General features: G+C 70.7%; 17 protein-coding genes and 1 pseudogene. 11 read left to right on the top strand and 7 right to left on the bottom strand.

All coding sequences use genetic code 11. The annotated features are described in order from the left end of the window. Nucleotides 1–337: 337 nt before the first annotated feature. Both CRP49_RS48995 and CRP49_RS41255 read right to left on the bottom strand, forming a co-directional pair. On the bottom strand, nucleotides 338–580 hold the full coding sequence (locus CRP49_RS48995) for an NAD(P)H-binding protein (protein WP_097258491.1): 243 nt from the start codon (nucleotides 578–580) through the stop codon (nucleotides 338–340). A gap of 62 nt (nucleotides 581–642) precedes the next feature. Next, nucleotides 643–1,090, bottom strand: a pseudogene (locus CRP49_RS41255) (MBL fold metallo-hydrolase); the annotation flags it as partial. 121 nt (nucleotides 1,091–1,211) lie between these two features. Between CRP49_RS41255 and CRP49_RS41250 the strand changes: the two are divergent. Continuing rightward, a complete protein-coding gene (locus CRP49_RS41250; RefSeq protein ID WP_257033807.1) occupies nucleotides 1,212–2,093 on the top strand; it encodes an AraC family transcriptional regulator in 882 nt (293 codons plus the stop codon). Nucleotides 2,094–2,129: 36 nt separating this feature from the next. On the opposite strand, the gene CRP49_RS41245 is transcribed toward CRP49_RS41250, so the two are convergent. From CRP49_RS41245 to CRP49_RS41235, 3 genes are read right to left on the bottom strand one after another with little or no spacing between them, the layout of a single operon-like run. After that, a complete protein-coding gene (locus CRP49_RS41245) occupies nucleotides 2,130–3,152 on the bottom strand; it encodes a TolB-like translocation protein (protein WP_097258489.1) in 1,023 nt (340 codons plus the stop codon). A 23-nt stretch (nucleotides 3,153–3,175) separates the two neighbouring features. Next, nucleotides 3,176–4,447 carry an MFS transporter gene (locus tag CRP49_RS41240; protein ID WP_179852012.1) on the bottom strand — a complete coding sequence of 424 codons (1,272 nt, stop codon included), beginning with the start codon at nucleotides 4,445–4,447 and terminating at the stop codon, nucleotides 3,176–3,178. Nucleotides 4,448–4,473: 26 nt separating this feature from the next. Then, nucleotides 4,474–5,322, bottom strand: a complete 849-nt coding sequence (locus CRP49_RS41235) for a glycosyltransferase family 2 protein (protein WP_097258488.1) — start codon at nucleotides 5,320–5,322, stop codon at nucleotides 4,474–4,476. Between the two features lie 423 nt (nucleotides 5,323–5,745). Between CRP49_RS41235 and CRP49_RS41230 the strand changes: the two genes are divergently transcribed. The 8 genes from CRP49_RS41230 to CRP49_RS41195 all read left to right on the top strand — a co-directional run bounded on the left by CRP49_RS41230 (nucleotide 5,746) and on the right by CRP49_RS41195 (nucleotide 16,887). Further along, entirely contained in the window at nucleotides 5,746–7,050 is a 1,305-nt protein-coding gene (locus CRP49_RS41230) for a sugar transferase (RefSeq protein WP_257033806.1), read from the top strand. 23 nt (nucleotides 7,051–7,073) lie between these two features. Further along, nucleotides 7,074–8,129 (top strand): Gfo/Idh/MocA family protein, encoded by a 1,056-nt coding sequence (locus CRP49_RS41225; protein WP_218893019.1) that lies wholly within the window; start codon nucleotides 7,074–7,076, stop codon nucleotides 8,127–8,129. A gap of 31 nt (nucleotides 8,130–8,160) precedes the next feature. Then, nucleotides 8,161–9,135: an SDR family NAD(P)-dependent oxidoreductase gene (locus CRP49_RS41220; protein ID WP_097258485.1), complete on the top strand. Its 975-nt coding sequence runs from the start codon at nucleotides 8,161–8,163 to the stop codon at nucleotides 9,133–9,135. Then, a complete protein-coding gene (locus tag CRP49_RS41215; RefSeq protein ID WP_097258484.1) occupies nucleotides 9,132–10,271 on the top strand; it encodes a DegT/DnrJ/EryC1/StrS aminotransferase family protein in 1,140 nt (379 codons plus the stop codon). Before CRP49_RS41220 ends, CRP49_RS41215 begins: the two co-directional genes overlap by 4 nt. Next, nucleotides 10,268–10,975 (top strand): acetyltransferase, encoded by a 708-nt coding sequence (locus tag CRP49_RS41210; protein ID WP_097258483.1) that lies wholly within the window; start codon nucleotides 10,268–10,270, stop codon nucleotides 10,973–10,975. The genes CRP49_RS41215 and CRP49_RS41210 overlap by 4 nt, the downstream gene beginning before the upstream one ends. Then, nucleotides 10,972–12,090, top strand: a complete 1,119-nt coding sequence (locus CRP49_RS41205; protein ID WP_097258482.1) for a DegT/DnrJ/EryC1/StrS aminotransferase family protein — start codon at nucleotides 10,972–10,974, stop codon at nucleotides 12,088–12,090. The genes CRP49_RS41210 and CRP49_RS41205 overlap by 4 nt, the downstream gene beginning before the upstream one ends. 71 nt (nucleotides 12,091–12,161) lie before the next feature. Beyond that, the gene (locus CRP49_RS41200; protein ID WP_097258481.1) at nucleotides 12,162–15,764 is read left to right on the top strand and encodes a DUF4082 domain-containing protein; all 3,603 of its coding nucleotides are present in this window, start codon (nucleotides 12,162–12,164) and stop codon (nucleotides 15,762–15,764) included. Between the two features lie 76 nt (nucleotides 15,765–15,840). Further along, nucleotides 15,841–16,887: a glycosyltransferase gene (locus CRP49_RS41195; RefSeq protein WP_097258480.1), complete on the top strand. Its 1,047-nt coding sequence runs from the start codon at nucleotides 15,841–15,843 to the stop codon at nucleotides 16,885–16,887. Between the two features lie 17 nt (nucleotides 16,888–16,904). Here the strand turns inward: CRP49_RS41195 and CRP49_RS41190 are convergent, their stop codons facing one another. Further along, on the bottom strand, nucleotides 16,905–17,576 hold the full coding sequence (locus CRP49_RS41190) for a hypothetical protein (RefSeq protein WP_097258479.1): 672 nt from the start codon (nucleotides 17,574–17,576) through the stop codon (nucleotides 16,905–16,907). A 68-nt stretch (nucleotides 17,577–17,644) separates the two neighbouring features. Between CRP49_RS41190 and CRP49_RS41185 the strand changes: the two genes are divergently transcribed. Both CRP49_RS41185 and CRP49_RS41180 read left to right on the top strand, forming a co-directional pair. After that, nucleotides 17,645–19,678, top strand: a complete 2,034-nt coding sequence (locus tag CRP49_RS41185) for an O-antigen ligase family protein (protein WP_097259304.1) — start codon at nucleotides 17,645–17,647, stop codon at nucleotides 19,676–19,678. Then, nucleotides 19,675–20,574 carry a glycosyltransferase family 2 protein gene (locus CRP49_RS41180; protein ID WP_097258478.1) on the top strand — a complete coding sequence of 300 codons (900 nt, stop codon included), beginning with the start codon at nucleotides 19,675–19,677 and terminating at the stop codon, nucleotides 20,572–20,574. The genes CRP49_RS41185 and CRP49_RS41180 overlap by 4 nt, the downstream gene beginning before the upstream one ends. 2 nt (nucleotides 20,575–20,576) lie before the next feature. Here the strand turns inward: CRP49_RS41180 and CRP49_RS41175 are convergent, their stop codons facing one another. Then, a complete protein-coding gene (locus tag CRP49_RS41175; RefSeq protein ID WP_097258477.1) occupies nucleotides 20,577–21,680 on the bottom strand; it encodes an acyltransferase in 1,104 nt (367 codons plus the stop codon). Nucleotides 21,681–21,715 lie beyond the last annotated feature (35 nt).

Below are 21,715 nucleotides of genomic sequence, written 5' to 3'. Positions count from 1 at the left end.
CCGGTGGAACGTGTCGGCCTGACAGAACCCCGATCAATGGAACTACTGCCATGCATGACCATGCGACGCACAGCAAGGAACCGGACTCGCCCGGTCTCGTCCCGCGGGACCCGCCGCCCACGGAGGACATGCCGGAAGAAGTGAAGGAGCCTTCTCCTGGAGCGGAAGAGCAGGGGGGAGACGGTGGTGAACAGGGCGAGGCGGTTCAGGAACCGCCGGATTGAGAGCCCTCGCCCCGGCCAGCGCTCGCCATCGCGGGATGCCGGCCCGACCGTGCACAAGGTGTGAGTGAAGGGCGCTCCCGCCGGACGAGCCGGGTCGGCCACCTGCTTCGGTGTCAGTAGCCCACGGTGAAGCGGCGGTTGAGGTGGCGCGGGGTCTCGATCTCGTCCTTGGCCAGGGCGTCGACGGTCCCTGGGCCGGTGACGTCGCCGACCGCTGCGCGGACGCCTTCGGGGAGATCGCGCAGCCGGTCGCGGTCGCGGGCGACGGCGGTGACGTGATGGCCGCGGGCGGCGGCCTCGGTGACAACGCGGGAAGCAGCCTTTCCCGCGGCTCCGAACACGGTGATCCGGCTCATGACGGGGCTCTTTCCGCTCTGTTCTGCGAGGTGTGGGAGTCAGGTCTGCGAGGCGTGGGGGATCAGGCGTTCTGGGCGCCGAAGAGGTACTGGTTGCCGATGTCGATCAGGAACGGGCCGCCCCAGGAGGGATAGCGCGCCAGGGTCGCCCGCTTGTACGCCGCACCGTCGTCGCCGAGCAGCTCGCCCGCGTCGGTCAGGTACCGGCGCAGCGCACGAGGTCCTGCGCGAAAAGGACGCCCTGCTCGGGCAGCTTGATCACCAGCTGGTCGGCGGCCTCGCCGCCCTGGTGGGCCTCGAAGGCGAACGGGATGCCGTCGATGACCTCGGTGCCCGGGTGATCTCGACGGTGGGGGTGATGTCGGCGACCGGTATGACCGCGCCGGTGGGGTCCTGGCCGTCGCCCTGGGCGGCGATCTGGTCGCGCACCGCGGCCAGTGCGTGGACCGGCACGCCGAAGCGGGCGGCGCCGTGGAAATGGTCCGGGTGTGCGTGGGAGACGATCAGCCGCTGGTGGAACGAGGCTCTAATGCAGCCTCATCATCCACTGTCCCCGTAAAGACGCAGGCAGACGAGGCACGCTGGAGACGTGCCGTAGTCAAAAACGGACATGGGGAGAGAGGGGGGCGATGTGGCCGGTCCGCACGGCGCCTCCACCGGGCACGGTGGCCGGGACGCGATCCCCGGGTTCGGCTTCAACCCGCCCACCGCCACGGTGGGCGGCGTCGAGGTCACCGACCTGGCCGCACTGCACCGGCGGGTCGCCGACGGCAGCCTGCAGCGGGTCCACCGCGCCGGCTTCCACGCCCTCACCCTGATCACCGAGGGCAGCGCCGTGCACACCGTCGACTTCGTCACCTACCCGTGCCGTCCCGGCACCCTGCTGTGGGTCCGCCCCGGCCAGGTCCAGCGCTACGCCGAGCCCGGCCGGATCGACGGCACGCAGCTGCTGTTCACCCCCGCCTTCCCCGCCATCGCGAGCAGCCTGGCCGACGACTGGTACGGCCCGGCGTGCCGGCACCTGGCCGCCGGCCGTGACTACGCCGCGGTCGCCACCCAGCTCGGCCAGATCCGCGCCGAATACACCCGGCCCGAGGGCGCCTCCCCCGAGATCCTGCGCCTGCTGGTGGGCGCGCTGCTGCTGCACATCGACCGCCTGCCCCGCCATGGACCGCACGCCGACCCGCATGCCGGCGGCGAGGTCTACGCCCGCTTCCGCGCCGAACTGGAACGCTCCTACGCCACCACCCGGCGCGCCGAGGACTACGCCCACCGCCTCGGCTACACCGTCAAGACCCTCACCCGCGCCTGCCAGGCCGCCACCGGCAAGCCCGTCAAGCAGGTCATCGACGCCCGCGTCGCCCTCCAGGCCCAGCGCCTGCTCGCCCACACCGACGAGCCCGTCGCCACCACCGCCCACCGCCTGGGCTTCTCCGAACCGGCCAACTTCGGCAAGTTCTTCCGCCGCCACACCGGCACCACCCCCGGCGACTTCCGCAGCCTCAACCCGTGACACACCCCGGGCCGTGCGGGACGAGGCGATCGGGGTCTACAACGGCGCCGGGGAAGAGGCACCGGCGATCAGCAGGCGGGGCGTGCCCGTGCCGTCCGCGGGCACGCTCCACAGGTCGCTGCTGCCGACCTTGCCATTGGTCGGGAGCGCGTAGGCGACGGTGTCGTTGTCGAGCCAGGTGGCCTGGTCGTCGACGCTGTGGCGTTCGGCCAGCGCCGTCTCCTTCAGGGTGCGCAGGTCGAGGACGTACTCGTGCCACAGATTGGTACGGGACAGGATCCGCTTCTTGAAGGCGACGCGGTTCCCGTCGGGGGAGAGCGAGGGGCACTCCACGTTCCGGACCAGGGTGGTGACCGTACGCCGGGACAGCGAACCGCGGACCAGGTACGTCGTGTTGGCGGTGTTGAGGGTGGCGTAGAAGGTGTCGTCGTCGGAGGCGAAGGTGACGCCCCAGAAGTTGATGTCCTTGGCGTGGTAGGGCTTGCCGTCCTTGACGATGGAGAACGTCTCCAGGCTGGGCGTCAGCCGCATGGTGCGGGTGTCCAGGATCGACGTCCTGGTGGTGAAGAAGGCCGACGAGTAGGACTCGCCGGAGACGAAGACGGTCCAGGCGGCGAAGCGGCCGCTGGGGGAGACCCGGGCCCGGCTCGGGGTGCCCGCGAGCGGGAAGGTGCGCTTGGTACGGAGGCCGGCGTCCAGGAGCAGGGCGCGGTTGCTCTGCTTGAGGACGCCGGGGTTGGACTGGAGGCAGATGCCCGTGCCGGCTGCCGCATAGAAACGCGCGCACTTCAGGCTCGATGCGGTCCGTCCGGCCTTGGGATCGGTCGACGGGACGGAGGCGACCGCGGTGCGGTGCGGGCCGGCGGCCGTGTTGATGAACGCCAGGCGGTTCTTCTGGCCGAGCGTCAACTTGCCGGCGCCGACGGCGGGACCGCCCGACTGCGGCTGGTTCGCCCGGTCCGCGCGGTCGGCGGCGTGCAGGACGACGGCGGTTCCGACGCCGGCGAGCACCAGGACCGTCGCGACGAGTATGAGCAGGCGACGGCGCAGTGATGTCATGTGGATCCTCGTGGCTGTGGTGGTCATCGGGTCCCGCCGGCCGGTCGCAGCACCAGGCCCGCGACGGCCGCGCAGCACAGCAGGCCGACCGCCGATCCGGCCAGCGCCGGGCCGTCTCCCCACACCGTCCAGGCGGCTCCGAAGGCCAGCGAGCAGCAGAACCGGGCCAGTGCCTGACTGGTGCCGACGATGGCGAGACCGCTGGCGCGCAGCTGCTCGGGCACGATGCCGGCGAGGGCGGCCGGGAGCACACCGTCGGTGGCCGCGTAGAACGTGCCGTGCAGGGCGAGTACGAGGAAGGGGAGGACCGGCGTGGCCGGGGCCCACAGCAGGAGGGCGTAGGCGGTGAGCAGACCCACGTGCCCGGCGAGGAACACGGTGCGCCGCCCGGCCCGGTCGGCCAGCGCCCCGACGGGCACGGCCAGCAGCAGGAACACGACGGCGGTGCCCAGCGGCAGCAGCGTGAACCACTGCTCGCCGATGCCCGCTCGCCGTTGCAGAAGCAGGTAGACGAAGGCGTCGCTGACGGTGGTCAGGCCGAGCAGCGCGGCACAGCCGGCGAGCGCCCGCAGCCGCGGCAGGCGCAGCAGCGCCAGCGCCTCGCGTACGCGGACGGGCTGTCCACCGTCCGGCGCACCCGCTTCGTCCGTCTGCGCGGTTCGCTGTCTGCGGGGTACGAACAGCACCAGTACGAGTACGCCGAGTGCGGCTACGCACCCGCTCACGCCGAACACGGCGTCGTAGCCGTCGGCCGCCGCGCGCAGGATGAGGAAGGCCGTCAGCGGGCCGAGCATCGCGCCGGTGGTGTCCATCGCCCGGTGCACGCCGAAGGCCCGGCCCTGGTTCTCGGGCGGCGTGGACAGGGAGATCATGGCGTCGCGCGGGGCGGTGCGCAGGCCCTTGCCGATCCGTTCCATGGCGAGGACCGTGCCGAAGGCGCCGATGCTGCTCGCGAGCAGGAGCAGCGGTTTGCACAGCGCGGACAGGCCGTAGCCGAGCCCGGCCAGCAGCTTGTGGTTGCGTATGCGGTCGGCGAGGTGGCCGCCGGTGAGCTGGACCAGCGCGCTGACGCCGTTGTAGACGCCGTCGAGGGTGCCGAAGCCCAGCGGACTGAAGCCGAGGTTGGTGACGAGGTAGAGCGGCAGGACGGCGGTGACCATCTCCGAGGAGATGTCGGTGATCAGGCTGACCGCGCCCAGCACGAGCACGACCGGGGCGACCCTGGGCCCCGCGCCGCGTCTTCGGCCCTGGCCGGTCTCCGCCCCCGGAGACGCGGAGCGGTCGGTGAGATACATGATCGAGGACTCCAGACGCGGTGCGATCAGGTCTGCCGGCTGCTCTCGTCCCGTAGCCAGGTGCCGTAGTCCTGTGCCCGGATGGCTTTTCCGGCCCGCCGCCGGGCAACGACCGCCGCCGCGACGAAGACTACGACACCCATGAAGAGCTTCGGCTCCCTGCGGAGGAGTGCTGTGAGGTCCGCCTTGCTCGTGCGCGCCGAGGCCTCTTCCGGACTCTGATGCCGTTCGACCTGGGCGGTGGACACCGCGGCCCGGATCCGCCGTTTGATCAAGTCCGGCCAGGTGCGCGGCGGGTGGACCACGACACGGGCCGCGCCGACCACGAGTCGCTCCTGAGGGGCGAAGGCCAGGGACGCGGCCAGGTCGTCCGCCATCAGCGGCGGCAGCGCGGCGATCCGGGCGTGCCCGGCCTTGGAGACCGCGATGACCCCTCGGCCGAACAGCCCCTCGCGTACGGCGGGCAGTCGCTGCCACACCTGGTAGTAGGCACGCACCCGCCAAGCGCAGGCGTCCAGCGGGATCTGCCGTTCGGGGGCGGTGGCGAGGACGCCCGAGGTGTCGTCGTGCAGGGGGTCGGTCAGCGCCCGTACGTCGGCGCCCGTGATCACGACGTCGGCGTCCACATAGACGCGGGGGAAGCCGTGCGCGTGATCGTCTCCCGCCCGCAGGGCGGCGTGCTTGGAGGGGACGGGGATCTCGACCACCCGCACGCGCGGGCCGCGAGCGGCCGCGATCCGTGCCGTGTCGTCCGTGCAGCCGTTGCACACGACCACGATGTCGGTCTCGTCCTCGGAGGAGTCGGCCAGCAGCGAATCGAGGAGCCGGCCGATGACTCGCGCCTCGTTGTGGGCCGGGATCACGATGCTCGTCACCTGGGCAGTATGGCGCCGGTGTCGCTATTGCGATGTGTGTTTCGTCCAACTGTTCCCGCGACTGCGTCCCGTGGTCTAGATTGAGGTCCGCCGGACCGGTTTGGGTGGGGAATCCAGTCCTTGACTGCATGTCACGGTACGGCTTCGAGAACCGATTTGAGCAGTCAGTAACCAGCATGCTGGGGGCATGAGGCGCGGTTGGGGAACCGCTGAAGCTCCCTCGCTTTCCGGTGCCGCTGTGTGGAGGGCACTTCGGTCAGGGGTAGCCGCGCATGTGGTGGGGGGAGCATGACCATTGAGGTCACGCATGAGCACTTGGTTGTGGAACGCAGGAGTCCGCGCGTTCGCCGAAGACGCTGGGAGCAGAGGTACCGGTTAGTTCTGCTGGTCGCGGACGGCTCGGCGGCCGCTGTCGCGGCCTTCGTGATCCACGCGGCATACGGCCGCTGGGCGGTGGCCCTGGTGCTGCCCCCGACATGGATCGTGGCCATGCTGGCCCATCGCTCCTACGATCGCAGCACTCTGGGTCTGGGGGCCGAGGAGTACCGACGGGTGCTGCGCGGCGCCGTGGCACTGCCGGCGCTGGCCGCGGGTGCGTACTACTTGCTCACGCACGATTCAGGACTCTTTCATGACATGATCATGGCCACGGTGCCGGCTGTCGCGATCGCGCTGTCGGGCCGGTACCTGCTCCGCCGCCGGATGCACAGACGCTGGGCACGCGGCCGTGACCGCAGCGCGACCCTCCTGGTCGGACCGTCGCACGGCATCGTGGAGCTGGTCACCGTGCTGCGGCGCGGTGGCGTACAGGAACTGCAGGTCGCCGGAGTGTGCCTGAGCGATCCGGAAAACGCCACGGACATCCGTAAGTTGGGGCTCCCCCTCCTCGGTGGCGTCGACGACATGGCCGACGTCTTCCGGGCCCTGGGCATCAGCACCGTGGCGGTGCTGCCCGCGCCCGAGTTCGACGCCTCCGTCCTGCGCCGGATGTCCTGGATCGCGGCCGTGCAGGGCGTCGACTTCCTGCTGGCCCCCGTGCTGGCCGACGTGTCCGCCTCCCGGCTCGCGGTACGGCCCACCAACGGGATACCGCTGGTGGAGATACAGGCGCCGAACCTCTCCCGGATCTCCCGGGTGCCCAAGGAACTGCTGGACCGGTCGCTCGCGGCGGTGCTCCTGGTGTTCCTCGCCCTGCCCATGCTGGTGATCGCCCTGGTCGTCCGGCTGGACAGCTCCGGCCCCGCACTGTTCAGGCAGCAGCGGGTGGGCCGGTACGGCGACCACTTCACCATGCTCAAGTTCCGCACGATGCGGCAGGACTCGGAGACGCTCCGGGCGGAACTGGCGCACCTCAACCAGAACAGCGACGGACTGCTGTTCAAGGTGAAGGAAGACCCGCGGATCACCCGGGTCGGATCGTTTCTGCGGCGAAGCTCGCTCGATGAACTGCCCCAGCTGATCAACGCGGTCCGGGGCACCATGTCGCTCGTCGGCCCCCGCCCGCCGCTGCCCGAGGAGGTGGACGAGTACACGCCGGACATCAAGCGCCGGTTGCTCGTGAAGCCCGGCCTCACCGGGCTCTGGCAGGTGAGCGGCCGCTCCGACCTGCCCTGGGACGAGGCGGTCCGGCTCGATCTCGGATACGTGGACAACTGGTCGATGGGCCTCGACCTGTCGATCCTGCTGCGCACCGGGTCCGTGGTGGTGCGACGAACGGGGGCCTACTGATGGACCGAGGGAAGAGGAGTCAAGTGGCGCAGACCACAGAGCCGTTGGGGGTCGCGGTCGTCGGGGCGGGCTACTGGGGCCCCAACCTCGTACGCAACTTCCAGGGCAGTGACCAGTTCCGGCTGCGCTGGCTGTGCGACCTCGATGTGGACCGGGCCCAGCGGGTCCTAGGCGGCTACTCGACGGTCCAGGCCACCTCGGACTACGCGGCCGTCCTCGCCGACCCCTCCGTGGCCGCCGTCGCCGTGGCCACGCCCGCCGGGACCCACCTCGACATCGCCCTGGCCGCCCTGCGCGCCGGCAAGCACGTCCTCGTGGAGAAGCCGCTCGCGGCGACCTACACCGACGGGATGCGCCTGGTGACCGAGGCGGAGGAGCGCGGGCTCACCCTGATGTGCGATCACACCTACTGCTACACACCCGCCGTGGGCCGCATTCGCGAGCTGGTCCGCTCCGGTGAACTCGGAGAGATCCACTTCGTCGACTCGGTCCGCATCAACCTCGGGCTCGTCCAGAAGGACATCGACGTGATGTGGGACCTGGCCCCGCACGATCTGTCGATCCTGGACTTCATCCTCCCCGACAACGTCGAGCCGGTCGCCGTCGCCGCCCACGGGGCCGACCCGATCGGCGCGGGACAGGCCTGCGTGGCCTATCTGACGCTCCAGCTCAACACGGGGGCCATCGCCCACGTGCACGTCAACTGGCTGTCACCGACCAAGGTACGGACCACCATGGTGGGCGGCGCCAAACGCACCCTGATCTGGGACGACCTCAACCCCGTGCAGCGGGTGGCGATCTACGACCGGGGCGTGGACCTGGCCGCGCCGCAGGAGATCGGCGCGGACGAGCGCCGGGAGATGCTCGTCTCGTACCGCTCCGGGGACATGGTCGCCCCCGCGATCGGCGAGAAGGAAGCGCTGCGCAGCATGGTCGAGGAGTTCGCCGGCGCGATCAGGGAGCGCCGGGCGCCGCTGACCGACGGCCGGGCGGGCCTCAGGGTGCTGGACATTCTCGAGGCGGCGTCCCGGAGCCTGGAATTCAAGGGCGCGGTCGTCGGCCTGCGGGCCGGGCGTTGAGCGAAGTCAATTCACTGAGAGGGCAAGGCAGTTGAGCAGCGTACGAGGGAAGAAGATCCTGGTCACCGGGGGAGCGGGCACCATCGGCTCCAACCTCGTCGACCTCCTGGCCGAGGGCGGCGCCCGCGAGATCGTCGTACTCGACAACTTCGTGCGCGGGCGGCGGGCCAACCTCGCCCAGGCCCTGCCCAGCGGCGTCGTGGAGGTCGTCGAGGGCGACATCCGGGACGCCGCCACCGTACGGAAGGTCACCGAGGGCGCCGACCTGGTGTTCCATCTCGCCGCGATACGCATCACCCAGTGCGCGGAGGAGCCGCGGCTCGCCAACGAGGTCCTGGTCGACGGCACCTTCAACGTGCTGGAGGCGGCGGCCGAGGCCGGGGTGGCCAAGGTGATCGCCTCGTCCTCGGCGTCCGTCTACGGCATGGCCGAGACCTTCCCGACGACCGAGCGCCACCACCCGTACAACAACGACACCTTCTACGGCGCGGCGAAGGCCTTCAACGAGGGCATGCTGCGCAGCTTCCACGCCATGTACGGACTGGACTATGTGGCGTTGCGCTACTTCAACGTCTACGGCCCCCGGATGGACATCCACGGTCTCTACACCGAGGTGCTCATCCGCTGGATGGAGCGCATCGAGGCGGGCGAGCCGCCGCTGATCCTCGGCGACGGCACGCAGACCATGGACTTCGTCGACGTCAGGGACATCGCCAGGGCCAATGTGCTGGCGGCCGAGTCGGATCTCACCGACGAGGTGTTCAACATCGCCAACGGTACGGAGACCTCGCTGAAGGAGCTCGCCGAGGGCCTGCTGGAGGCGATGGGGGCACAGGGCCTGGAGCCGGAGCACGGGCCCGCCCGCACCGTGAACTCGGTGGTACGGCGGCTCGCGGACACCTCGCAGGCCGCCGAGCGGCTCGGGTTCGAGGCGCGGATCGACCTGCGCACCGGTCTGCGGGACCTGGTCGAGTGGTGGCGCGCGGAGCGGGAGGCGGCCAAGTGAGCACCGACCGCATCCCGGTGATGATCCCCTGGCTCGGCGAGGAGGAGGCCAGGGCCGCCTCCGACGCGGTGCTGTCCGGGTGGGTCGCCCAGGGGCCCCGGGTCGCCGAGTTCGAGCGGGCCTTCGCGGAGCGGGTGGGCGCCGAGCACGGCATCGCGGTCAGCTCGTGCACCACCGCCCTGCACCTGTCGCTCGTCGCCCTCGGGCTCGGGCCCGGCGACGAGGTCGTGGTGCCCTCGCTCTCGTTCATCGCCACCGCCAACGCCGTGCGCTACGTCGGTGCCGAGCCCGTGTTCGCCGACGTCGACGCGGCCACCGGCAACCTGACCACGGCCACCGTGGACGCGGTCCGCACCCCCCGCACCAAGGCCGTCCTCGCCGTCCACCAGGGCGGCGTGCCGGCCGACGTGCACAGCCTGCGCGCCGCCTGCGCCGAGTGGGACCTGCCCCTGGTCGAGGACGCGGCCTGCGCCATCGGCTCGACGGTCGGCGGCAAGCCGGTGGGGCACGGCGCGCTGATCGCCGCCTGGTCCTTCCACCCCCGCAAGCTCGTCACCACGGGCGAGGGCGGCATGGTCACCACCGACGACGCCGCGTGGGCGGCCCGCCTGCGCCGGCTGCGCGAGCACGGGATGAACGCCTCGGCGGCCGAGCGCCATGCGAGCAACAAGCCGGTCCTGGAGAGCTACCTGGAGGTCGGCTTCAACTACCGGATGACCGACGTCCAGGCCGCCATCGGCCTGGTCCAGCTCGGGAAACTCGACGCGATGATCGCCCGCCGCCGTGAACTGGCGGCCCGCTACGACGCGTCGCTGCACGACGTCCCAGGCCTCACCCCCGTACGCGACCCCGCGCACGGGCAGAGCAACTTCCAGTCCTACTGGGTGCTCCTGGACGAGGACTTCCCCGTCGGCCGGGACGACCTGCTCGCCGCGCTCGCCGAGGCCGGCGTCTCCGCCCGGCGCGGGATCATGGCCGCGCACTTCGAACCCGCCTACGCGGACCACCCCCGCGCTCCGCTGCCGGTCACCGAGCACCTCACCCGCGACTCGCTGATCCTGCCGCTGTTCCACACCATGACCGAGGCCCAGCAGGACCGCGTCGTGGCAGCCCTGCGCGAACAGGCCCGTAGATGAACGAACTTGTGATCATCGGCGCGGGCGGCTTCGCCCGGGAGACCGCCCAGGCCGTAGCGGACGCGGGCGAGTTCAAGCTGCTCGGGCACCTGGACGACAACCCCGCCCTGCACGGCACCGAGGTGGACGGCGTACCCGTCCTCGGCGGCTGCGACCTGGTCCACGACGTGCCCGAGGCCCGGGTGGTGATCTGCGTGGGCAACCCGAGGGACTACGCGGCCCGCGCCCGTCTGGTCCGCAGACTCGGCCTGCCCGCGGACCGCTACGCCACCGTGATCCACCCGACGGCGGCGGTGTCGGCGACCTCCGAGGTCGGCCCCGGCTCGGTCCTGCTCGCGCACTGCGTCCTGACCGCCGCCGTGCGGGTGGGCGCGCATGTCGCGGTGATGCCGCAGGTCGTCCTCACCCATGACGACGTGGTCGAGGACTACGCGACGATCGCCTCCGGCGTGCGCCTGGGCGGGGGAGCGCGGCTGGAACGGGGTGCCTACGTGGGCTCCGGGGCCCTGGTCAGGGAGGCCACGACGGTCGGCGCCTGGTCGCTGATCGGCATGGGGAGCGCCGTGCTCGGCGACGTACCGCCGGGCGAGGTCTGGGTGGGGAGCCCGGCCCGACGGCTGCGCGCGGCGGACGCGCCCGCGCTCGACGAACTTGCCTCGCGAACAGAACTCGCGTCGCGAACAGTGGGGGGACCGCTGACATGAACCAGATTCCGCTCGTGGACCTCAAGGCGGCCCACGAGGAAGTCGCCGACGACGTACGGGCCGGATTCGAACGGGTCCTGGCCCACACCGCGTTCATCGGCGGCGAAGAGGTCCGCCAGTTCGAGCGGGAGTACGCCGACTTCGGCGGCGTCGCGCACTGCGTGGGCGTCGCCAACGGCACCGACGCCGTCGAACTCGCCCTGCGCGCGAGCGGGGTCGGCCCCGGCGACGAGGTCGTGGTGCCCGCCAACACCTTCATCGCGACCGCCGGCGCGGTCGCCAGAATCGGCGCCCGCCCGGTCCTGGCGGACTGCCTGCCCGACACCTACCTGCTCGACCCCCAGGCCGCCCTGGACGCGGTCGGCCCGGCCACCCGCGCGGTCGTACCCGTGCACCTCTACGGGCAGTTGGCCGAGGTGACGGAACTGGCCGCCCGACTGCCCGACGGCGTACGCATCGTGGAGGACGCCGCCCAGTGCCAGGGCGCGACCCGCGACGGCCGTACACCGGGCAGCGGCGGTATCGCGGCCACCAGCTTCTACCCGGGCAAGAACCTGGGTGCCTACGGCGACGCGGGTGCGGTGCTGACCGACGACGTGGAGCTGGCCGGCCTGGTGCGCGCCATCGCGAACCACGGCGGCGTCGCCAAGTACCGCCACGACGTACCCGGGTTCAACAGCCGCCTGGACGGGCTGCAGGCCGTCGTCCTGCGGGCCAAGCTGGCGCGGCTGGCGGACGGCAACGCGGCCCGGCGTGCGGCCGCGGCCCGCTACGACGCGCTGCTCGCCGACCTGGCGGCCGCCGGCCGGGTCGTGCTCCCGACGGCGGCGGCCGGCAACGTCCACGTCTGGCACCTGTACGTCGTCCAGGTCGCCGACGCCGACCGCGACGACATCGTCGGCAAACTCAACGCCGAGGGCATCGGCGCCGGGGTGCACTATCCCGCACCGGTCCACCTCACGCCGGCGTACCGCCATCTCGGCCACGTCCGGGGCGACTTCCCGAACGCCGAGAAGGCGGCGGACCGGATCCTGTCGCTTCCGCTCTACCCGCAGATCACCCCCGACCAGCAGCAGCGGGTCGTGGACACGCTCGCCGAGGCGCTCCGCGGCTGACCGGTCCCCAGCATCACCGCTCCACCCCGACTTCACGGGTCGGTCCAGCACAGCACCGCTGAGAGGTACACATGAAAAAATGGAGCAGACGGATCCGGGGCGGGCGCCTCGCCGTCGCAGCAGCATTGATACTGGCGGTGCTCCCGCTGGCCGGGTCCGCCCAGGCGGCGTCCGATCCGTGCGGTTCCGGCTCGAACCCGGTCGTCTGCGAGAACTCCAAGACGGGCAGCCCCAAGTCCGAATGGTTCTCGCCCAACGCCTACGGTGACATCAAGGGCTTCACCACCAAGGAAAGCGTCCAGGCCGGTGACACCGTCCAGTTCAAGGTCCAGTCGCCTGTCTCGTACAACATCCAGATCTACCGGCTGGGCTGGTACGGCGGCGACGGCGCGCGTCAGATGTCGACCGCTGCCCAGGCGGCCGTGACCTACCCGGCCAACTTCATATCCAAGCCCGCCAGTTGCACCACCAAGAGCAGCACCGGCCTGGTCGACTGCGGCAACTGGCCGGTGACGGCGACCTGGACCGTGCCCAGCGACGCCGTGTCCGGCCTGTACATCGCGAACATCACGCAGACCAACGGCGACGGCCTGATGCCGTACCCCTTCGTCGTCCGCAACGACTCCAGCACCTCCGACATCGTCGTACAGACCAGCGACCAGACCTGGCAGGCGTACAACGACTACGGCGGCCAGGACCTGTACGGCGGCACCGGGCCCGCTCCGGACGGCCGCGCCTACGAGGTCAGCTACAACCGGCCGCTGGACATCGGCGGCGACAACGGCATCTACGGCTCCGAGTTCATGATGCTGTCCTGGCTGGAGCGCAACGGCTACGACGTCAGCTACACGTCCGGCGTGGACGTGTCGTCGTCGAACGGCGCCACCCTGCTGAAGAAGCACAAGGTGTACATGTCGTCCGGCCATGACGAGTACTGGACCCAGAGCCAGTACTCCAACGTCCTGGCGGCGCGGAAGGCCGGCGTGCGGGAGGGCTTCTTCAGCGGCAACGAGGTCTTCTGGAAGACCCGGCTCGCCCCCAGCATCGACGGCACGAACACGGCCGACCGCACCCTCGCCTGCTACAAGATGACCAAGATGGCGTTCAACAACGGCATCGCCGACCCCAGCGGCACCTGGACCGGCACCTGGATGGATCCGGCCAGCACCAACTACGGCCAGACCTACCAGCCGCCGAACATCCTCACCGGCTCCATGTTCCAGGCGAACGGCTACCGCAGCGACGCGATCACCGTCCCCGGCTCGTACGGCAAGAACCGGATCTGGCGCAACACCTCCATCGCCAACCTCACCGCCGGCCAGACCGCGACCTTCCCGACCGGCACGCTCGGTTACGAGTGGGACAGCGACCTCGACAACAGCACCAGGCCCGCCGGGGAGATCGACGTGTCGTCCACGACGGTGGACATCACCGACGGCACGTACCGTCTGGACTGGGGGAACCTGTACGGCAACGGCACGGCGACGCACAATCTCGTCGAGTTCCGCGACCAGGACTCCGGGGCCCTGGTGTTCGGGACCGGGACCGTGCAGTGGTCGTGGGGTCTGACCAACGTGCCCACCTACAATCCCGATGACACGGTGGTCACCGAGGACTCCCGTATGCAGCAGGCGACGGTGAACGTCCTGGCCGACATGGGGGCCCAGCCGAAGACCCTGCAGAGCAACCTCGTCGCCGCCACCGCCTCCACCGACACCACCGGCCCGTCCGTCACCGTGACCAGCCCGGCCTCCGGGGCCACCGTCCCGGCGCTGAAGCCGGTCACCATCAGCGGCACCGCCACCGACTCCGGTGGGGGAGTGGTGGCCCGCGTGGAGGTGTCCACCGACGGCGGATCGACCTGGCAGGCCGCCAAGGGACTTGCGTCCTGGAGCTACAGCTGGACGCCCACGACCCCGGGTTCCGCGTCCATCAAGGTCCGCGCGGTCGACGACAGCGTCAACATCGGCGCCGTCACCACCGTCCCGCTGACCGTCGGTCCCCAGGCGTGCCCCTGCACCATCTGGCCGGCCTCTGCCGTGCCCGGCACCGTCAACGCCGGCGACGGCGGCTCGGTGGAGCTGGGTGTCAAGTTCCGTACCACGGTCGCCGGTTCGATCACCGGCGTCCGCTTCTACAAGTCGCCCGCCAACACCGGCACCCACATCGGCAGCCTGTGGTCCGCCTCCGGCGCCCGCCTGGCCACCGGTACCTTCACCGGCGAGACGGCCTCCGGCTGGCAGCAGCTGAACTTCTCCACCCCGGTGACCGTCAAGGCCAACACCACCTATGTCGCCTCGTACTTCGCCCCCAACGGCGGATACTCCTACGACAGCACCTTCGCGGGCAGCGACGCCGGACTGGCTCCGCTGACGGCCCTGAAGACCGGCACCGACGGCGGCAACGGCGTCTACCACTACGGCTCGACCAGCGCCTTCCCGTCCTCGGCGTCCTCCGGCAGCAACTACTGGGTCGACGTGGTGCTGGACACCTCGACGGCCTCCACGACGCCGCCCACCGTCTCCTCGACCTCCCCGACGTCCGGGGCGACCGTCGCGGCGATCACGGCACCGGTGTCGGCCACCTTCAGCTCGGCCGTCGACACCGACAGCGTGACGTTCACCCTGAAGGACCCGGACGGCAACACCGTGCCGGGGGCCGTCACCTTCCCCGCGTCGAACAAGGCGACCTTCACGCCGTCGACGGAGCTGGAGCTGCACACCACGTACACCGCGTCCGTCCAGGCCTCCGACGTGTGGGGCAACGCCATGGCGAACCCGGTGACCTGGTCCTTCACCACCAGTTCCACCCCGCCCTCGGTCACCTGCCCCTGCGCGCTGTGGAGTTCCTCCGCCGTGCCGGCCAACACCGACATGAGCGCTGATCCCAACTCCGTGGAGCTGGGCACCCGGTTCACGTCCTCGGCGGCCGGCTGGGTCACCGGTGTCACCTTCTACAAAGGCACCGGCAACACGGGCACCCACACCGGCAGCCTGTGGACCGACGGCGGCACGCTGCTCGCCAGCGGCACCTTCACGGGCGAGACGGCCTCCGGCTGGCAGACGCTGACCTTCGCCACTCCGGTGGCGATCACCGCCGACACCCCGTACGTCGTCTCCTACCACGCGCCGCACGGCAACTACGCGGTGGACGGCGGCTACTTCGCGGCGGCCCACAAGTCCTACCCGCTGACGGCCACGGCCGACACCACCACGCACCACAACGGGCTCTACAAGTACGGCACCGACCCGGCCTTCCCCAACGGTTCCTACGGATCCGCGAACTACTGGGTCGGCCCCGTCTTCACCGCCGACGATCCCAGCGCACAGCTGACGACGGCCACCTCCTCGGAGGTGACGACGTCCCTGCTGACGCACACCGCCGATGCGGGCAGCCCGCTCGTCACGAGCCTGCCCGCCGACGCCAAGGTGTCGTCCGTCAAGGCGACCGTGACCATCCTGCGGGGCTCCAAGGCCGCCAGGAAGCTCCACGTCACGGCCGTCGTCTCGTACGACCGGGCCACCCACAAGGTGTCCGTCCATCTGTCCGCCCCGTTGCCGGACGGCACCCGGTTCAAGATCACGGTCACGGCCAAGGACAGGCACCGGCACCCGGTGAAGTCCCCCAGCTGGACGCTGACCAGCAAGACAACCGTCCACAAGAAGAAGAACTGACCGACCGGAACCCACCGGTGGTGGTCTCCCACGAACTCGCGGGAGACCACCACCGGGGATTGGCTGCCCCCATCAGATGAGCACCGTCAGTGTTGTGATCCCCTGCTACAAGTACGGCCATTTCCTCGCCGACTGCGTGAGCAGCGTCCTGGACGAGCAGGAGGGCGTTGACGTCCGGGTACTCATCATCGACGACGCCTCGCCCGACGACTCGGCGGAGGTCGCGCTCAAGCTGGCCGCCGCCGACCCGCGCATCGAGGTCCACGTCCACGAAACCAACAAGGGCCACATCGCCACGTACAACGAAGGCCTGCTGGAATGGGCCGACGGCGACTACGTGGCCCTCCTGTCCGCCGACGACCGGCTGGTCCCGGGCGCGCTGGTGCGGGCCGCCGCGCTCCTGGACGCCCATCCCGAGGCGGGGTTCGCCTATGGGCGCCCCCTGCGCTTCCAGCACGGCGGCCCGCTGCCCAAGGCCCGTACCCAGAGCACCGGCTCGCTCGTCTACTCCGGCCAGTGGTGGCTGGAGCGCCGCTTCCGCGAGGGCACCGGCTGCATCACCTCGCCGGAAGTCGTCGTGCGCACCGGCCTCCAGCGCAAGGTCGGCGGCTACGACCCCGCCCTTCCGCACGCCGGCGACATCGAGATGTGGATGCGGCTCGCCGCCCACGCCGACGTCGGCTACATCCGCGGGGCCGACCAGGCCTTCTATCGCGTCCACGGTAAGAACATGTCCACCGTCGACTTCGGCGGCCAGCTCGACGACCTGCGCCAACGCCTCGTCGCCTTCGACTCCGTGCTCGTCAAGTGCGGCGACAGGCTGCCCCACGCCGACCGCCTGGCCGACCAGGTCCACACCCGCCTCGCCCGCTACGCGCTGCGCCGGGCCTACCGGGCCTACGACCGGGGCCGCACCGAAGTCGTACCGGTCGAGGAGTGCGTGGCGTTCGCCGAGGAGTGCCTGCCCGGATACGCGGCGCTGCCCGAGTACCGCGCGCTGCGGCTGCGCAGACGCATCGGACCGAAGGCCATGCCGTATCTGCAGCCCCTGGTGTGGTCGGCCGTGGCCGAGCGCGGACGGGAGTGGCTGTGGTGGGAGTCGTGGAAGCGCCGCGGTATCTGATGCGTGATCAGTTCAGCTCAGCCGGCCACCGGAATCCCGGCGGTGCGGCGGACCGGGTCCGGGGAGCCGTCCTTGCGCTTCCTGCGCCGCAGCGCGTACCGGTCGAGCCACAGGGCGCCCAGGATCCCGGCGGTGCCGCCCAGCAGTGCCGTACCGGCCAGTGCGCGGGACCTGGTGCCCTGCACCGGGGCGGCGCTCGGGGCGACCAGGACGGATGCGCTGATCCGCGACGCGGGCGCGATCCCCTGGGCGTCCTGCAGGGCCGTCACGTGCTGGGTGTAGACCTCGATGACCCGGCGGACCGCCGTGTCGGCCTCCACGGCGCCGGACCGCTGCGCCTGCACCTGCACCGAGGGGATCAGATAGCGCGGCGTCGCGCTGGTTCCGCTGTTGCGCGGGATCAGCTGGTACGTCCCGTGCACGCCCACGGAGTCCAGCTCCTTGCGCCCGGCGGGCGACTCGAGCTGCTGGATGACCCCGTACGAGAGGGTGGCGAGCGGCGGTTGGAGATTCGTCAGCTGGTTCGGCTGGTTGCCCGTCACGGGCGGTTTGAGGACGACGACCGCCGAACTCAGGTACTGCGGTGCGGGGTGCAGCACTCGGTAGGCTCCGCCGGCCGTCAGCACGAGCGCGAGCAACAGAACGTACCAGCGGCGGAGCAGCGCTTCGGCGACGTCACGAGGCGACACAGGGATTCCTTCCGTCGCCACCGATCCTCGCAGGCGCCGGGACGAGCCGCCACCAAATGGGAGTTCTCGTGAGCCTTGCCGACCTCTTGGCCATCATGCGCAGGCGCTGGTACTTCATGGTGCCCCTCACGCTGCTCAGTGTTCTCGCGGGCGGGTATCTGTACCGGACCATCCCGGTGTCCTACGAGTCGCAGAGTTCCGTCACGCTCCTCGACTCCACGGCGATCGCCGATCTGGCGCCGACCTTCGGCAACCCCCTGTCGAACGCGGGCGGTTCGCTGGTCGTCACGGCCGACGTGCTCATCAGGACGCTCCAGTCCAGCGACTCGGCCAAGGAACTGCACTCCCGCGGCGTCACGGACCAGTACACGGTCGGTTTCGCGCCGCAGGCCGACAGCCCGCTGCTCACCCTGAGCGTCACCGGAACCGACCGGGCGAAGGTGCTCCGGGAGACCACCACCCTCACCAAGTTCACCGGGGAGCAGCTGAAGGCCCTGCAGGCCGCCTCCAAGGTGCCGGCGGTGTACGCGGTACAGACCGCGCCGGTCGTCCTGCCGCAGACACCGGTCTCGCAGTCGAAGGGCCGGTACCAGGGCATCGCGGCGGTCGTCATCGTCGGGGTGGTCAGCGCGTTCCTGCTGTCCATCCTGGCCGAGGGTGTCGCGGTGGTCCGCCGCCGGGGACGCGCCCTGGCCGGATACGTGCCCCGGCGCCATCGCGCCCGGCCCCCCGAGCGGCCCAAGGGCCTGCTGGTGCGGAGACTGGACGCGACGACGATCCTCACCGGCTATCTGGTGCTGGCCTTCTTCGTCCCGTCGAACCTCACCCTGCCCGCGCTGGGCGGCGTGGGCACCCCGGCCAACGTCTTCGCCCTGCTGGGACTTCTCTGGTACCTCGCGACCTGGCTGGGCGGCCGCATCCTGCCGGCGCCGGGCACCAGGCTGCCGCGCGTGGCGATGTGCGTGCTCGCCGCGGCGGTGCTGCTGTCGTACCTCGCGGCCGCGACCCGCGAGAGCTCGCACGAGGAGGTCCTCGGGGCCGACCGGGGGCTGATCGGACTCGGGGTGTGGGTGGCGCTGGTGGTGCTGGCCTCGGCCGGCATCCAGGAGCGCAGCCGGCTGGAGACCCTGATGCGCCGGCTCGTCGTCCTGGGCACGGTGGTCGCCCTGATCGGCTACTACGACTTCTTCGCCGCGACCAACATCGCCGACTCCATCCACATCCCCGGCCTGCACTCGAGCACCGCCGGGATGAGCGCCATGGACCGCGGCTCGTTCACCCGGCCGCGCTCCACCACGGCCCATCCGCTGGAGTTCGGGGGGATGCTGGCCATCCTGGTTCCCTTCGCCGTCCACCAGGCGTTCGACCCGGTGCGCCGGCACGCCGGCGCGCTGCGCCGCTGGGCCCCGGTGGCGATCATGGCGGGCGCTCTTCCGCTGACGGTGTCCAGGACGTCCATCATCGGTGTCTTCATCGTGATCCTGGTGATGGTGCCCCGCTGGAAGCCGCAGCGGCGCTGGGCCGCGCTCGGAATCATCCTGGGCTCGGTGGCCGGCTTCAAGGTGATCATTCCCGGGCTGATCGGAACCATCACCGACCTGTTCGCCAGCTTCCTGTCCAACTCCGACAGCAGCACCCAGGCGCGCACGGTGAAGTACAGCGCGATCGTCCCCTACCTCAGCGAACGCCCCTGGTCCGGACGGGGATTCGGCACCTTCACCCCCGACCTGTACTTCTTCACGGACAACCAGTACATGCTGACCCTGGCCGAGACGGGTGCCGTGGGGCTGGTCGCGCTGCTCGTCCTGTTCGTCACCGGGATACACCAAGGCGGTGCCATCCGCCGGCTCGCCCGCACCGAGTCGGACCGGGAGCTGGGGCAGGCCTTCCTCGCCTCGGCCCTGGTCGCCCTGGTCATCAGCGCCACCTTCGACGCGCTCAGCTTCCCCATGTACGCCGGGATGTTCTTCCTGACCCTGGGCGCCGGCGGCAGCTACCTCGGCTTCATCCGCCGCGAGGCCGCCGCCGCGGTACCCGCAGAGGTCCCCGCCCCCCGTAAGACAGCCGAAGCCCAGCTCCCCCAACTCGCGGAGTCCCGATGAACCCCGTCGCCGTCATCGTCGTCACCTGGAACAGCGCCTCGGTGCTCCCCGGGTTCCTCGCCGCGCTTCCCGACGGCATGGCCGGCCTCGACTGGCGGCTCGTCGTCGCCGACAACGACTCCGCCGACGACACCGTCGAGGTCCTGCGGGCGCTGGCCCCCGACGCCACCGTCGTCCAGACCGGCCGCAACGCCGGGTACGCGGCCGGGGTCAACGCGGCACTGGGTGCGGCCGGTGCGTACGGGGCCGCGCTCATCTGCAACCCCGACATCCGGATGCGGCAGGGCTGCGCCAAACGTCTCGTCGACGGCCTCGGGGACGGAGTCGGGATCGCCGTACCCCTTCTGTACGAAGAAGGCAGGGACACGCCCCATCACTCGCTGCGCCGCGAGTCGAGCGTGCTCCGGGCCCTCGGCGAGGCCGTGATCGGCAACACCCGGGCCGGGCGCTTCCCGGTCCTGAGCGAGATGGTCACCGACCCCGCCGCGTATCGGCGGCCCACGCGCGCGGACTGGGCGACCGGCGCGCTCATGGCCATCTCGGGGGACTGCCTGGCCGCCTGCGGTCCCTGGGACGAGTCCTTCTTCCTCTACTCGGAGGAGACCGAGTACTGCCTGCGGGCGCGGGACCGGGGATACGGCACGCAGTTGGAGCCGACGGCCGAGGCCGTTCACCTGGGGGGCGACTCCCAGGTGTCGCCCCGGCTGTGGACGCTGCTCACCCTCAACCGTGTCCGTCTGTACCGGCGCCGGCACGGCCCCCTCGCCACGGCCGCCTTCCGCACCGCCGTCCTGCTCCGGGAGACATCACGCGCCGCGCTCGGCCGCCCGGCCAGCCGAGCGGCCGCCGCCGCCCTCGCCAGACCGGGCGCCCTGCGCGCCACGCCGGGGCCGTGACTTCAGGGGCGCGTCTTCCGGCGTCCGAGTCGCCGCATCACGGGCACCTCGACGAACCGGTGCATGAGCCCCGCGAGCGCCACTGACAGGGCGAGTGCTCCGACGGTGAGCGTCCATGCCTTGGCCGGAGCCGAACCCTGGGCGTCGAGCCCCCGCATCAGATCCACGATCACCGACTGGTGGATCAGATAGAAGGCGAAGGAGATCTCTCCCAGCCACACCGCGGACCGGCTCCGCCACAGACTCCGCTTCCCCTCGACGTCGGCGACAGCCACGGCGGGGATGAGCACCGCGAACGGGATCACGGTGACGGCCGACGTTTCCGCGTCCGGCGGGAAGTACGGCGTCACGGCATACGCGACGACGAGCAGTGCTCCGACGGACCACACAGGAACCCGCGGCCAACGCCCGCTCTTCACGATGAGCGCCATCAGCATCCCGAGCACGAACTCCAGCAAGCGGACCGGCGGGAAGATGTAGACGAACCAGTAGTGCCGCTCGGCAGGCAGCAGCGTCGCCACCACGGGCACCGCGAACACGGCCGCCACACACGCCGTGGCGCTCGCCCACAGCCGCTCCGGACGGATGCGGTTCAACACGGGCAGCAGCGCCGGGAAGAGGGCGTAGAAGAACGCCTCGCACGCGAGCGACCAACTGACCGAGTTCGCGCCGAAGTAGACGCCCGGGTCGGGCCACCACGCCTGAACGAGCCCCAGGTTCGCCGCTCCGACGAGGAACCCGACGGCGTGGCCGGTCGCGTACAGCCCGACGACGGAGATGACGAAGGCTACGACGTAGTTCGGGTAGATCTTCGCCGCTCGACGCCGCCAGAAGGCGCGAGCGGTGTCGCCCTGCCGTGCCGACCACGTCAGGACGAAGCCACTGAGGACGAAGAAGAACGAGACGCCTACAGCGCCGGCACCCGCCGTGCGAGCGAACGCGTGCTGCGTCGACGACGGGGCCAACAGCCCCGATATCGAGATGTGGAAGCAGAAGACGAGGAAGGCGGCGACGAACCGGAGCCCCGTCAGCGAGGGGAGCCTCGATCCGTCGGACTGCGTTCTGGCGGGTCTGTCCGATCTGTCGGTGACCTCAACTGCATTCATGAACCCCCCAAGACCCCCATAAGCGAACGGAGTAG

It is taken from the genome of Streptomyces sp. Ag109_G2-15, assembly GCF_900215565.1.
Taxonomy (GTDB): domain Bacteria; phylum Actinomycetota; class Actinomycetes; order Streptomycetales; family Streptomycetaceae; genus Streptomyces; species Streptomyces diastatochromogenes.
The sequence above is the reverse complement of the archived record's forward strand: the minus strand, read 5'-3'. Positions and strand labels throughout refer to the sequence as shown.